Below are 15,323 nucleotides of genomic sequence, written 5' to 3'. Positions count from 1 at the left end.
GTCATCAATCCCTAAAACTATGTTACAAAATTATTTAAAAATAGCTTTAAGAACTTTGCTGAGAAACAAAGCATATTCTGCCATTAATATCATTGGGCTTTCCGTAGGAATGGCTGTAGCGATGTTGATTGGTCTATGGATTTATGATGAAATTTCTTTTAATAAATACCACGAAAAATACGACCGCCTAGCACAAGTCATGCAAAACCAGACTTGGAATGGCGTAACAGGTTCGCAAACAGCAATGCCTTTGCCTTTAGCTCCTGAATTAAGAGCTAAATATGGTAGTGACTTTAAAAATGTCGTGTTATCGTCTTGGACATTCGAACGTGTTATAGCAGTTGGTGATAAGAAATTCACTAAAACAGGCAATTTCGTAGAACCAAAATTCCCTGAGATGTTTACCTTGAAAATGTTGAAAGGTACACAGCAAGGTTTGAAAGACCCTTATAATATCCTCCTTTCAGAATCAGTAGCTATTGCTTTATTTGGTAATACAGACCCAATCAATAAAGTAGTAAAGATTGATAATAAAACTGATGTAAAAGTAACAGGGGTTTATGAAGACCTCCCTCATAATACTAGTTTGAATGATGTTACCTTTTTATTGCCTTGGAGTTTATACTTGTCTACAACAGAGTGGGTAAGAAATTCACAAGACCAATGGAATAATAATTCGTTTCAAACATTTGCAGAACTGAACCCGCAGGCTGATTTTGATAAAGTTTCTGCTAAAATTAAATATGTGAAGTTCAATCACGATAAGCAAGATGCGGCTAAACCAATGGTTTTCTTGCATCCATTAAGTAAATGGCATTTATATTCAGAATTCAAAGATGGTAAAATTGTAGGTGGACGTATTCAGTTTGTATGGTTGTTTGGTATTATTGGAGTGTTTGTACTTTTATTGGCTTGTATCAATTTCATGAATTTGAGTACCGCTCGTTCTGAAAAACGTGCTAAAGAAGTGGGTGTACGTAAAGCTATTGGGTCTATGCGCTCACAATTAATCACTCAGTTCTTGAGTGAGTCATTATTGATTGTAGTTTTTGCTTTTATCCTTACCATTATTTTAGTACAACTTACGCTTCCTTGGTTCAATGAGTTATCGGATAAAAAGATGAATATACTATGGGGAAATCCATATTTCTGGATACTCAGTATTTCATTTTCACTGATTACAGGATTGGTTTCGGGAAGTTACCCAGCATTTTATTTATCATCTTTTGATCCTATTCATGTATTAAAAGGAACATTTCGTGTTGGGCGTTTTGCAGCTATTCCTCGTAAAGTATTAGTTGTTATTCAATTCACCGTTTCGGTTACTTTAATCATCGGAACCATTATTGTTTATCGCCAAATTCAGCATGCTAAGAATCGTCCAGTTGGTTATAGTCGCGACGGGCTTATTGCTATCAACATTAATACCCCTGAATTAGTAGGACATTATGATGCTTTGAGGAACGATTTATTAAAAACAGGTGCTGTTTATGAAGTATCTCAATCGTCAAGTCCGACTACTGGCGTATATTCTAATCAGATAGGTTTTGACTGGGAGAAAAAAGACCCTAATCTTCAAGCACTTTTTGGTGTCATTGCTGTATCGCACGACTATGGTAAAACCGTAGGTTGGCAATTTGTAGATGGACGAGATTTTTCAAGAAATTTCGCTACTGATACCTCTGCAATGGTTTTAAACGAGGCGGCAGCTAAATTCATCGGCTTTAAAGAGTCTGTTGGGAAAAATATCAAATGGAACGGTAAAAATTATAGAATAACAGGTGTTATAAAAGATATGGTAATGGAATCACCTTACGAGCCCATCAAGCCAACCATATTCTTTGTCAATTATGACTGGGCTAGTTTCTTCAATATCAAACTAAACCCTAAAATGAGTGCTACCGCATCATTAGACAAGGTAGGTGATGTATTCAGAAGATATAATCCTGGTAGTCCGTTCGATTATAAATTTGCCGACGAACAATATGCAAAGAAATTCAGTAGCGAAGAACGCATCGGAAAATTAGCGACTTTCTTTGCTTGTTTAGCCATCTTTATCAGTTGTTTAGGCATATTTGGTTTAGCTTCATTTACGGCAGAACAACGCACTAAAGAGATTGGCGTAAGAAAAGTATTGGGTGCTTCGATATTCAATTTATGGCAATTGCTTTCTAAAGACTTCGTGATTTTAGTAATGATTTCTTTCTTAATAGCTACCCCAATTGCTTATTATTTTATGAATGGCTGGCTGAAAAACTATGAATACCGTTCAGATATTTCATGGTGGATTTTTGGAATTTCAGGCTTAGGTGCTTTGGTGATTACGCTATTAACCGTAAGTTATCAAGCTGTAAAAGCCGCTTCAGCAAACCCTGTGAAAAGTTTAAGAACAGAGTAGATATAATACTGATTTTTGAGTTTTACCCGCTGATATTGCAGATTAATACCGCTGATTTTCGCTGACAAATAATAGTATTTGCGAAAATCAGCGGGTAAAATGGTACTTGGCAAATCCTGTGAAGACTTTTAAGTTTTACCCGCTGATATTACAGATTAATACCACTGATTTTCGCTGACAAATAGTATCTGCGTAAGTCAGCGAAAAAAATCTCTGAAAATCTGCGGGTAAAAACGCTATATCTAAAACATAAAACTTTCAGCATCTTTCAATGATATTACCAACCTAAAACTTTGAAACCCATGTTCAGAAATTATCTAAAAATTGCAATAAGAACACTGTTCAGAAATAAGGTTTATTCGTTCATCAATATCGGTGGATTGGCAGTGGGTATGGCAGTAGCGATGCTGATTGGGCTTTGGGTTTATGATGAATTATCATTCGACAAATACCATAAAAATTATGAAAGTATAGCACAAATCAGAAGACTTGGGACAGAGCCTACTACAGGGGAAATCAGAGGTGGAGAAGCCATGCAGTTTCCAATGGGGGCTTTGTTGAAAAAAACATATAAACAGTATTTTAAACATATTTTACTAGGCTTTTGGGTAGGCGACTTCACGCTTTCTCTCAATGATAAAAAGCTATCAAAAAGAGGTGAGTTTATAGAACCAGGTATTGCAGACATGCTTTCTTTAAAGATGTTAGCTGGAAACTATGCTGCCTTGAATACGCCTAACTCTATCATTATTTCAAAATCAACAGCCGATGCAATTTTTGGGACTACTGACCCAATGAACAAAAGTTTGAAGATTGATAATCGAATGAATGTAATTGTAAAAGGGGTGTACGAAGACATCCCTCGAAACAATCGATTCGGAGATTGTCAATTTTTTTCGCCTTGGGATTTATGGGTATCATCAAACGATTGGATTAAAAAAGCTGAAAACGATTGGGGTAATACTTCATTTATCATCTATGTACAGTTACAGCCAAACGTAACGATGGACGTTGCTAATGCAGGTATTCAAAAGTTTTATCAGCAAAATGGCCCTAAAGAATTGGAGGAAGATATCAAAAAATTCAAGCTCGAAATGCTATTATATCCAATGAAACAGTGGCATTTGTATAGTGATTTCAAAGATGGTAGACCAGCAGGTGGGCGAATCACATTTGTATGGCTTTTTGGTATTATTGGTGTCTTTGTGTTGTTTTTGGCTTGTATTAATTTCATGAATTTAAGTACTGCTCGTTCTGAAAAACGTGCGAAAGAAGTAGGTGTTCGCAAAGCCATTGGTTCTGCAAAAGGGCAACTTGTTCAGCAATTTATGAGCGAGTCTTTTCTGGTAGTAATTTTAGCGTTTACATTTTCTATTTTATTAGTTTCCTCATCAATAGGATGGTTTAATGAATTGGCTGACAAAGAACTAGCTATTCCATTTACAAATCCTATCTTCTGGTTATTAAACATTGTTTTTATCACCCTCACGGGTTTTATGGCAGGTTTGTATCCAGCTTTTTACCTTTCGTCATTTCAGCCTATCAAGGTATTGAAGGGAACGATTCGTTTAGGACGCTTGGCAGCAATGCCTCGAAAAGTATTAGTTGTTATTCAGTTTACCGTATCAGTCGTCTTGATTATTGGTACTATCGTGGTGTATCAACAAATCCAGCACGCCCGTAACCGACCAATTGGCTATAATAGAGAAGGGTTGATAACAATCCCTATGAACGACCCTAATTACAAAGGAAAGTTTAACATCCTGAAAAGTGAATTGCTGAATACTGGCATGGTGTCGAGTATGGCGCTTTCATCTAGTCCGCTAACAGCCGTTTGGAACAACATGGGTGGATTTAGCTGGAAAGGTAAAGACCCTGAAGCAGATTCAGACTTTGGATTAACTTTTGTAACCCACGACTTTGGCAAAATGGTAGACTGGCAGTTTGTAGATGGTCGCGACTATTCAAAAGCATTTGCGACAGATTCTAACTGTATTGTTATCAATGAAACCGCTGCTAAATACTTAGGCTTTAAACATCCTGTGGGGGAATTCATAAAAAATGAAGAAGCCAACATATCATGGCGGGTAATTGGGGTAATAAAAGACATGGTGATGAAATCTCCCTATGAACCTGTAAAACGTGGTTTTTTCAAGTTAGATGCCAACTACGAATCAGGGAGTATGATAGATATCAAAATAAAGCCTACCGTAAGTGCCAGCGATGCTATCCCAAAAATTGAAGCTGTATTTAGAAATATAGTACCCTCGGCATCTTTCGATTACAAATTTGTAGATGAACAGTTTGCTCAAAAATTCAGTCAGGAAGAACGCATTGGCAAACTTGCTACTTTTTTTGCCTGTTTAGCCATTTTTATTTCATGTTTAGGGCTTTTTGGTTTAGCATCTTTTGTAGCTGAGCAACGCACTAAAGAGATTGGTGTACGAAAAGTATTAGGAGCTACTGTAACCAATTTATGGGCTTTATTGTCTAAAGACTTTGTGTTATTGGTGATGATTTCGCTGTGTATAGCTTCGCCCCTAGCCTATTATTTTATGAATAATTGGGTACAGAAATACACTTACCACATAGATATTGCTTGGTGGGTTTTTGCAGCGGCAGGTTTAGGTGTTTTATTAATCACCTTATTGACTGTTAGTTACCAAGCCATAAAAGTAGCCTTAGCAAACCCCGTAAAGAGTTTAAAAACAGAATGATATGGAGCACCCCTCCGCCGAGCGACATAATGAAAATACTTTAATCCTTTAGTCATAAATCCTAAAGTCACAAATCTTAAAGTCCTAAAGTCTAAAACCTTAAAGTCTCAGAAACCATGTTCAGAAATTATCTAACAATAGCCTTCCGAAACCTTACTCGAAATAAGGTTTATTCGTTCATTAATATTGGCGGACTAGCAGTTGGTATGGCAGTAGCTATGCTGATTGGGCTTTGGATATGGGACGAACTAAGCTTTAATCAATACCACAAAAATCATGATCGCATTGCTAAGGTAATGCAACACATCAGCAATAATGGGGAAGTACAAACAAGAGAAAGCGTGCCATATCCTTTAGCAGAAGAGCTTAGGAAAAACTATGGAAGCGACTTTAAGCATGTTGTCCTCACGATGAACGATGTATGGAATGTATTAAGTTATAGCAATAACAAATTTTTAAAAGTGGGTTCCTATATAGAACCAGAAGGCTTAGCAATGCTAGGAGTGAATATGTTAAAAGGTTCTCGTGAGTGCTTGAATGACCCTTATTCTGTCATTTTATCCGCTTCGGTAGCTCGTGCACTTTTTGGTAGTACAGACCCTCTAGAGAAAGTGATTAAAATGGATAACCAGTATGCTGTAAAAGTTACGGGTGTTTATGAAGATTTCCCTGTTAATTCTACTTTCCATACAGTCTCTTTTATTGCTCCTTACAAATTATTTAATACTCGTTACGAATGGGTTAGAACAATGGGCGACCCTTGGCGAGCAAACGCATTCCAAGTGTATGTTCAACTTTCAGAAAATGCCGATTTCGATAAAGTGTCCTATAAAATTAAGGATGCAAAGTTGAAAAAGGTCAATGCAGAATTGGCTAAATTAAAACCTACGCTATTTCTACAACCGATGAGCAAATGGCATTTATATTCTGAGTTTAAAGACGGTTTTAACATTGGCGGACGGATTCAATACGTTTGGCTTTTCGGTATCATTGGCATATTTGTATTGCTTTTGGCTTGTATCAATTTTATGAATTTAAGTACTGCCAGAAGTGAGAAAAGAGCCAAAGAGGTAGGCGTTCGCAAAGCCATTGGGTCTGCCCGTAGCCAGTTGATTTCACAGTTTTTTAGTGAATCATTCGTTGTGGTGACTTTTGCTTTTATCTTATCGCTATTTTTAGTGCAATTGTCTTTACCATTTTTCAATGAGCTTGCCGATAAAAATATTACGATTCTATGGTCAAATCCTTTATTTTGGTTAGCAGGCATAGGCTTTAGCTTATTTACAGGGCTAATTGCAGGTACTTATCCAGCCTTTTATTTATCATCATTTCAGCCTGTTAAAGTACTGAAAGGTTCTTTCAGGGTTGGGCGCTTTGCATCCATGCCCCGCAAAGTGTTGGTAGTAATGCAGTTTACGGTATCCATCACGTTGATTATTGGGACAATTGTAGTTTTCCGCCAAATACAATATGCCAAAAACAGACCTATTGGTTATGAAACAAATGGACTGGTGTCATTACCACAAGCCATCAATGAAATTCATAAACATTTTGATGTAGTAAAAGACGAGCTATTAAAATCAGGAGCCGTTGTGAATGTTTGTGAAACCTCTGCACCGACTACAGAAAGTTGGTCATCTAGTAGTGCATTCAGTTGGCCAGGGAAAGACCCTAATCTATTAGCAGAAATTCCTAACATTGGTATTTCTTACGATTATGGTAAAACGATAGGTTGGCAAATGAAGGAAGGTCGTGACTTTTCTAAAAACTTTGCCTCAGATTCTACCGCCGTGATTTTGAATGAGTCGGCTGTGAAATTAATGGGTTTAAAACAGCCAATCGGCAAAGCAATATCATGGTTTCAGCAACCTTTCACGGTAATTGGAGTAGTAAAAGATGTAATCATGCAATCGCCTTATGAACAAGTAAAACCTACTGTATATAATTTCACGAAAGACGATGTATCGTATATCCTCGCTAAAGTAAATCCTGAAATAAGTGCAACGATAGCCTTGAGTAAAATTGAAACCATCTTTAAAAAGTATAATCCTTCACAACCCTTTGATTATAATTTCGTCGATGAAGAATATGCCAAAAAATTTGATAATGAAGAACGTATCAGTAAACTAGCTACCTTCTTTGCTATTCTTGCCATCTTTATTTCGTGTCTAGGGCTTTTTGGCTTGGCGTCATTTGTAGCCGAACAACGTACCAAAGAAATTGGTATCAGAAAAGTATTGGGGGCTACTGTCTTTAATTTATGGCAATTGCTATCAAAAGATTTTGTGGTTTTAGTATTACTTGCCTTTTTGATTGCCACACCTCTCTCCTATTATTTTATGAATAATTGGATTCAAAATTATGCTTACCACACAGACATTTCATGGTGGATATTTGCGTTGACTGGTCTCGGAGCCTTGTCAATTACCTTGCTGACCGTCAGTTTTCAATCAATTAAATCTGCCCTGATGAATCCAGTAAAAAGCTTAAGAACAGAATAAATGGAGTGTTATTAGATGTTTTGTAATTCTCTGACAAAAGTCATAAAGTCCAGTATCCTATAAGTCATAAAGAAACCCTAAAGTCACAAAAATCATGTTCAATAATTATCTAAAAATTGCATTTCGTAATTTACTGAGAAACAAGGTTTTTTCGGTGATTAATATTCTTGGGTTAGCCCTTGGCATGACTTGTAGCCTAATGATTATGCTTTGGGTTCAAGATGAGCGAAGTGTTGATGCTTTTCATGCTAATAAAAACCAATTGTATAGAATTTACATGAAGGAATTTTTTAGCGGAAAAACACAAGGGGTAATCTGGACACCCGGACCCTTAGCAGAAGAATTAAAAAGAGTAATTCCTGAAATTCAAATGTCAACCGCTTTTTCTTGGCCTAGTAGCCAAACGTTTATGGTGGGCGATAAAGTAAATAAACAAGAAACTAACGTAGCGGGAGCAGACTTTTTTAAAATGTTTAGCTTCAAACTATTACAAGGAAGTCCAGAATCTGCGTTAAAAGGCCTTAATAGCCTTGCTATTTCGAGGAAAATGGCCGAGATATTTTTTGGTAGTCCAGAAGCAGCCATTGGCAAAACAATCCGTTATGATAATCGTAATGATTTAGTTATTACGGCTGTTTTTGAAAACCTACCGAAAAATAGCACCTTGAAATTTGACTGTTTACGTAGCTGGGATGCTTACGTTATTGATAATGAATGGGCCAAAGATTGGGGCAGTACAGACCCTCTGACCTTTTTTATGATTCGACCAGATGCTAATCCTACGCTAGTAGCCAATAAGATTAAGCATGTACTAGATAAATATAGAAAGGGCTTGGATAAAACTGAATTGGCCATGCAGCCCTTTCATGAATACTATTTGAATAGCAATTTCAAAAATGCTGAAATGGAAGGTGGACGCATTGAATACGTTCGTTTATTTAGCATTGTGGCAGTTTTTATTCTATTAATTGCCTGTATCAATTTTATGAATTTAGCTACGGCACGTTCGGCAAAAAGAGCCAAAGAAGTTGGCGTTCGTAAAGTAGTGGGGGCTGTTCGTACTGCCCTAATCAAGCAATTTATCGGCGAGGCTATGTTGCTTACTATTTTTGCGATTACTATTTCTGTCCTACTGGTTACGCTATTGTTACCTTCTTTCAATAGCCTTACGGGCAAAGCAATCGTTTTGCCTATCAATGAAATTTCATTCTGGAGTTTATTAATAGGGCTGACTTTTATAACAGGTATTGTAGCTGGTAGTTATCCAGCATTCTTTCTGTCGTCCCTCAATCCTATTAAAGTATTAAAAGGTACGTTGAAATTCGACTCAGCATCTACTTGGTTAAGACAAGGCTTGGTTGTTTTTCAATTCTCACTTTCTATCATTTTGGTGATAGGCATGATTGTAATCTATCGCCAAATAGATTATATCCAACACAAAAACTTAGGTTTTAACCGTGAAAACCTTCTCTATTTTCCTGTAGAGGGCAATCTGAATAAGAAATATAATATTCTAAAAGAAGAAATCTCGCACCTTTCAAGCATCAAATATATATCACACATGACTGCCAATCCCGCAGGTATTGGCGACGGTACAGAAGCAATTAGTTGGCCAGGCAGTAATCCTAATGATAAAATAAGATTTACCCCAGTGGGTGTTGGGTACGATTTTGCGAAAACGATGAATCTTGAAGTGATAGCAGGCAGAGAATACTCAAAAGATTTTGCATCAGATTCATTAGGATTTATCATCAACGAAACGGCACAAAAGGCAATGGGTTTTAAAAACCCTGTTGGCGAGTCTGTTACTTGGGGTAGAGCAAAAGGTAGAATCATTGGAGTAGTGAAAGATTTTCACTTTCAATCTTTACACACGCCTATCAGACCCATGATTACTTACCTGAGCGATAGATATAAACAAGGCAACATCATTGTGCGTGTAGAAGCGGGCAAAACATCAGAAGCCATTGCACAATTAGAAGTGTTATGCAAAAAAATAAATCCAGAATATCCATTTACTTATTATTTCACCGACGAAGAATATGCCAAACAATACAGAAGCGAGCAAGTAGTAAGTACTTTATCTAGCCTGTTTGCTTTCTTGGCTATTTTCATTTCAAGCCTTGGACTTTTTGGGTTAGCGGCTTTTATAGCTGAACAACGCACGAAGGAAATCGGCATCAGAAAAGTATTGGGAGCGTCTGTACTGAGCCTTGTAAATCTTCTTTCTAAAGACTTTCTAAAACTGGTGTTATTAGCGTTTCTAATCTCTGCACCGCTTGCTTGGTATGTATCTAGCAACTGGTTGCAAGGCTTTGCTTACAGAACTGAAATCTCATGGTGGATTTTTGCTGTAGCTGGTGCATTGGCTTTGTTGGTTGCCATATTAACAGTAAGTATTCAAGCGATTAAGGCGGCTTTGATGAATCCTATAAAGAGTTTAAAAACAGAATGATTTGGAGTTTTGAGTTAGGAGTTTTGAGCAGTGTAGAGTTTTTTTACCCGCAGATATTGCAGATTAATACCGCAGATTTACGCTGATAAAATTCCAACCCCAAAATGACATATTTAACGCTGAATCTATTTAAAACATTTTAATCACCTCAGAAAACTAAATTTTGAAAATCATGCTAAAAAATTATTTAAAAATCGCATTAAGAACTTTGCTTAGACACAAGGTTTATTCTTTTATCAACATAGCAGGTTTGGCTACAGGTATGGCCGTTGCCATGCTGATTGGGCTTTGGATTTGGGACGAACTTTCTTATGATAAATACCATCAGCATTACGACCGTATCGCTCAAGTAATGCAACATAATATTTATAATGGCGAAAAAGCTACTCAGGAATCTAACCCTGCGGTGATGGCTGAAGAGATTCGTAGCCATTATGGTAGCGATTTTAAATATGTGTTACAGTCGTCATGGACGTCAGACCATATCTTGACTTTTGGAGAAAAGAAACTCACTAAAAGTGGTAACTACTTTGAACCCAAAGTAACAGAAATGCTTACGCTTAAAATGCTGAAAGGTACCAGAGAAGGGCTCAAAGAACCTTATTCAATATTGCTGTCTGAGTCTGTCGCAAAAGCCTATTTTGGCGACGCTGACCCGATGGAAAAATTGATGAAGATTGACAATAAAACAAGCGTGAAAGTGACGGGGGTTTATGAAGACTTACCTTATAATTCAAGCTTTAGAGAAATGAGCTATATTTTACCTTGGGAGCTATACTTGATTACCAATGATTGGATTAAAAAGATGGATAATCCTTGGGGAAGTAATTTCACCCAGACGTTTGCTGAATTGGCAGATAATGCAGACTTCGATAAAGTTTCAAAGAAAATCATCAATGTGAAATTCAATAACCTTGGTAAAGAAGAAAAACGATACAAGCCTGAGGTTTTTCTACAACCGATGAGCAATTGGCATTTGTATTCAGACTTTAAAAATGGTGTAAATATTGGTGGAAGAATACAGTTCGTTTGGTTATTTGGCATTATTGGCATCTTTGTGTTATTGTTGGCATGTATCAATTTCATGAATTTGAGTACTGCCCGTTCAGAAAAAAGAGCCAAAGAAGTAGGTGTCCGTAAGGCTATTGGGTCAGCTCGTGCACAGTTGATTGCACAATTTCTTAGCGAATCATTATTAGTGGTGGCTTTTGCTTTTGGGTTATCAATCCTGTTGGTACAGTTGTTCTTGCCATTCTTTAACGAAGTGGCCGACAAAAAGATGAATATTTTGTGGACTAACCCTTTTTTCTGGTTGACAGGTATCTTCTTTACTTTAATCACAGGCTTGATAGCAGGCAGTTATCCAGCCCTTTATTTATCTTCTTTCCAACCTGTAAAAGTATTAAAAGGAACTTTCAAGGTAGGTCGCTATGCTACTATTCCTCGTAAAGTATTAGTCGTTATTCAATTTACTGTTTCTGTTACCTTAATTATCGGAACCATCATCGTATTTCGACAAATAGAACATGCTAAAAGTCGTCCAATTGGTTATAATCGCGACGGGCTAATTATCATGAATATGGCCACACCTGATGTTCATAACCATTTTGAGACTGTCCGTAGTGAACTAAAAAGTTCGGGGGCTATTGTTGAAATGACAGAATCTGGAAGCCCTACTACTGAAGTATGGAACACAAATGGCGGTTTTGAATGGGAAGGAAAAGACCCAAATCTAGCCGTTGATTTCCCTAATAATGGCGTAACCTATGAATATGGCAAAACGATTGGATGGCAATTTGTAGATGGTAGAGACTTCTCAAGAGAATATGCTACTGACTCGTTGGCATTTGTACTAAACCAAGCCGCTGTAAAATTTATAGGCTTGAAAAATCCAATCGGTACAACCCTGAAATGGAATGGCAAGCCATTTAAAATAGTTGGCGTCATTAAAGATATGGTGGTTCAGTCTCCTTATCAGCCTGTTAGACCATCGTTATTCCATATCTCAAAAGATCAGGAAAATGTAATCATTCTGAAAATTAACCCCAACTCAAGTTCAAGAGAAGCATTGAGCAAAATAGAAACAGTGTTCAAAAAATATAATCCTGCTGCACCTTTTGAATACAAATTTGTGGATGACCAATACGCTAGGAAATTCGGTAATGAAGAACGCATTGGAAAGTTGGCTACCTTCTTTGCTATTCTTGCTATTTTCATTAGTTGCTTAGGGATTTTTGGCTTGGCATCTTTCACCGCGGAACAACGTACAAAAGAGATTGGTGTTAGAAAAGTATTAGGAGCGTCAGTATTTAATTTATGGCAATTGTTATCTAAAGATTTTGTGGTTTTGGTGATGATTTCCATCTTGATAGCCAGCCCTATTTCATACTTTTTCATGAACAACTGGATTGAGAAATATACTTATCGCACAGACATTTCATGGTGGATTTTCGGTCTATCAGGCTTAGGAGCATTAGTAATAACGTTGGCGACAGTAAGTTACCAAGCCATCAAAGCGGCCTCTGCCAATCCAGTTAAAAGCCTGAGAACAGAGTAAAGGGAGTGTAGATTTTTTACCCGCAGATATTTCGGATAAATACCGCAGATTTACGCTGACAAATAATATATCTGTGTAAATCTGCGAAATAAATCTCTGAAAATCTGCGGGCAAAAAAAATCAACATTGTGGCGAAGTACCGCTCAAAACTCATAATTGAAACATTGATCATATTACAAATGCTAAAATCTTGAAAGTCATGCTAAAGAATCATCTAAAAATAGCCATCAGGACACTGCTAAGACATAAAAATTATACCCTAATTAATGTCGTAGGATTATCGCTTGGTTTAACAGGAGGTTTACTGATTTTTGTGTTTGTAAAATTCAATTTAAGTGTTGATGGGTACCATAAAAACTTTGATAATATTTATAGGGTAGTAAGTGATTTACAATTTAGTAAAGACCATCTCGAACACGATAATGGTAGCCCCTACCCAATGGTAAAAGCCATTCAAAATGATATACCCGAAGTACAAAAGGCATCATATATCGCCAAAAATATGTCTTATACCGTTGGTATTCCTAAAAGTACAACTCAGGTAGATCGTTACTTAGAAAAAACAGGCATTGCCTATACCGATAAAAATTGGTTTGACATTTTCGATTACCAATGGATTGTTGGTAACCCAACAGTAATGAATGAACCCAATACCGTTGTTTTGACGAAAAAACTAGCGAAAAAATACTTTGGGAATGAAAACCCAATGGGTAAAACTGTTCAGGTTAATAATAAATTCACCCTGAAAGTAGCAGGTATTTTAAACGATTATCCAGAAAATACGGATAATAAAATGGATATGTTTATTGCTATGGAGTCATTTAAAACCATAGAACCAAAGCAACATATTGAAGATTGGGGGTGGATAGATTCAAATAAAGAAGTATTTGTTTTATTAAAAGACAATGTTGCTCCTGCTGATTTTGACCGTAAAATGATAGCTTTTTCTAAAAAATATCATGGTGCAGATGCCAACGTTTTTAAGCACCATCTTCAACCCTTGAGTGATATTCACTTTAATCCACTATATAGAGGTGTTATCAGAATAGAAACTATCTGGATTTTAGTCATAATTGGTGTATTTTTAGTTATCACAGCTTGTATCAACTTTGTAAATTTGGCCACAGCCCAAGCCTTAAAAAGAAATAAGGAAGTAGGTATCCGAAAACTACTCGGCAGTAAACGTAGCCATCTCTTTTGGTTATTCATTGCCGAAGTTACCTTGATTGTTGGGTCATCTTTGATTTTAGCTATTGCACTTACACAACAATTTTTACCCGTTTTAAGTGATTGGACACATACAAACTTAACATTTATCATTGACTATCAATTAGTTAGTTTTTTGATTATACTTTTCGCATTGGTTATTTTATTATCTGGCTTTTATCCAGCCTTTGTCTTATCTGGTTTCAACGTGACAAAAGCTTTGAAAGGCAGCAATACCAATCAGCAAATTGCAGGTTTTCCCATCAGACGAAGCTTGGTTGTTATTCAATTTACCCTTTCACAATTATTAATTATTGGCACATTTGTGGTTTTTCAACAAATGGATTTTTTCAAGAATAGTGACTTAGGTTTTAATAAGGATACTCTTTTAATCATTCCTGTCTTTGGAGAAAGACACAACCAAACGGATGTGCTATTGAATAAACTTCGCCAAGACCCCGATGTAAAAAATGTTAGTTTTTGCTTTCGTCCGCCTGCTGATAATAGTGGTTATGGAGGTTCTATAAGGTATGCGGGGAGAGATTGGGAAGGCTTCCCTGCTCGCTCTAAGCTAGCAGATACTAATTTTTTGGAAACATTTGGCATTAAACTCATTGCTGGTAGAAACATTGTGGCAAATGATAGCATCCGCGAATTTTTAATCAATGAAGAACTAGTAGCCAGACTTGGTATTAAAGATGCAAACGAAGTAATAGGGAAAGAAATAGAAGTGGGGGAATTTGGCATAAAAGCACCCATCGTAGGTGTTGTCAAGAGTTTTCATCAACGTTCGTTTCATGAGAAAATAGAACCCTTGGTTATTGGTATGCAAAAGAATAGCTTTCAGTTTGCTGGCATAAAATTAAGCGGGCAAGTGACTAGCGATAAAATTGATAAAATCAAAGCTATTTGGCAAAGTGTTTATCCTGAAAATGTATTCGAGTTTTCATTTATGGATGAAAGAATAGCGAAGTTTTACGAGCAAGAAACCATGATTTCTAAACTCCTAAATGTCTTTGCTTTGCTTGTTATTTTTATTGGTTGCTTGGGTTTATATGGTCTGGTAGCATTTATGGCAGAGACTAAAACGAAAGAAATAGGTATCCGAAAAGTTTTAGGAGCCTCTGTTCCACAAATATTATGGCTATTTGGTAAAGAGTTTGCTAAACTGGTAATCATTGCCTTTTTGATAGCCTCGCCTATTGCATGGCTTTCGGCTAATCAATGGTTACAGAATTTTGCTTATAGAATTAATATCAACATGGATATTTTCATAGTTTCATTCCTTGTTACGCTACTTTTTGCGACAATAACCGTGAGTTACCAAGCCACAAAATCAGCTTTGATGAATCCTGTAAAAAGCCTGAGAACAGAATAAATGAAGTTTAGAGTTTTGAATGCGGAGTGAGGGATATATTTTTTACCTAATCCCAAAACGCTTCAGTCTTTTAGTCCTAAAGTCATTAATCCTACATCTTAAAAATCGTAA

6 protein-coding genes are annotated in these 15,323 nt (G+C 36.6%); all 6 read left to right on the top strand.

Annotated elements, in window-relative coordinates; all coding sequences use genetic code 11:
* Nucleotides 1-19: 19 nt before the first annotated feature.
* The 6 genes from AC07N0_RS06245 (at nt 20) to AC07N0_RS06220 (ending at nt 15,212) form a co-directional block, all read left to right on the top strand.
* Complete coding sequence (locus tag AC07N0_RS06245; RefSeq protein WP_494588524.1) at nt 20-2,398, top strand: ABC transporter permease; 2,379 nt, start codon at nt 20-22, stop codon at nt 2,396-2,398.
* Nucleotides 2,399-2,700: 302 nt separating this feature from the next.
* The gene (locus tag AC07N0_RS06240) at nt 2,701-5,115 is read left to right on the top strand and encodes an ABC transporter permease (protein WP_494588523.1); all 2,415 of its coding nucleotides are present in this window, start codon (nt 2,701-2,703) and stop codon (nt 5,113-5,115) included.
* 116 nt (nt 5,116-5,231) lie between these two features.
* Entirely contained in the window at nt 5,232-7,616 is a 2,385-nt protein-coding gene (locus AC07N0_RS06235) for an ABC transporter permease (RefSeq protein WP_494588522.1), read from the top strand.
* A gap of 94 nt (nt 7,617-7,710) precedes the next feature.
* Nucleotides 7,711-10,071: an ABC transporter permease gene (locus AC07N0_RS06230; protein WP_494588521.1), complete on the top strand. Its 2,361-nt coding sequence runs from the start codon at nt 7,711-7,713 to the stop codon at nt 10,069-10,071.
* A gap of 172 nt (nt 10,072-10,243) precedes the next feature.
* Nucleotides 10,244-12,628: an ABC transporter permease gene (locus AC07N0_RS06225; protein ID WP_494588520.1), complete on the top strand. Its 2,385-nt coding sequence runs from the start codon at nt 10,244-10,246 to the stop codon at nt 12,626-12,628.
* Nucleotides 12,629-12,827: 199 nt separating this feature from the next.
* The gene (locus AC07N0_RS06220) at nt 12,828-15,212 is read left to right on the top strand and encodes an ABC transporter permease (RefSeq protein ID WP_494588519.1); all 2,385 of its coding nucleotides are present in this window, start codon (nt 12,828-12,830) and stop codon (nt 15,210-15,212) included.
* Nucleotides 15,213-15,323 lie beyond the last annotated feature (111 nt).

The sequence above is a fragment of the Arcicella sp. GW821-FHT09D11 genome (assembly GCF_059416265.1).
Note: the sequence above shows the minus strand (reverse complement) of the source record. Positions and strands in the feature narration are given on the sequence as shown.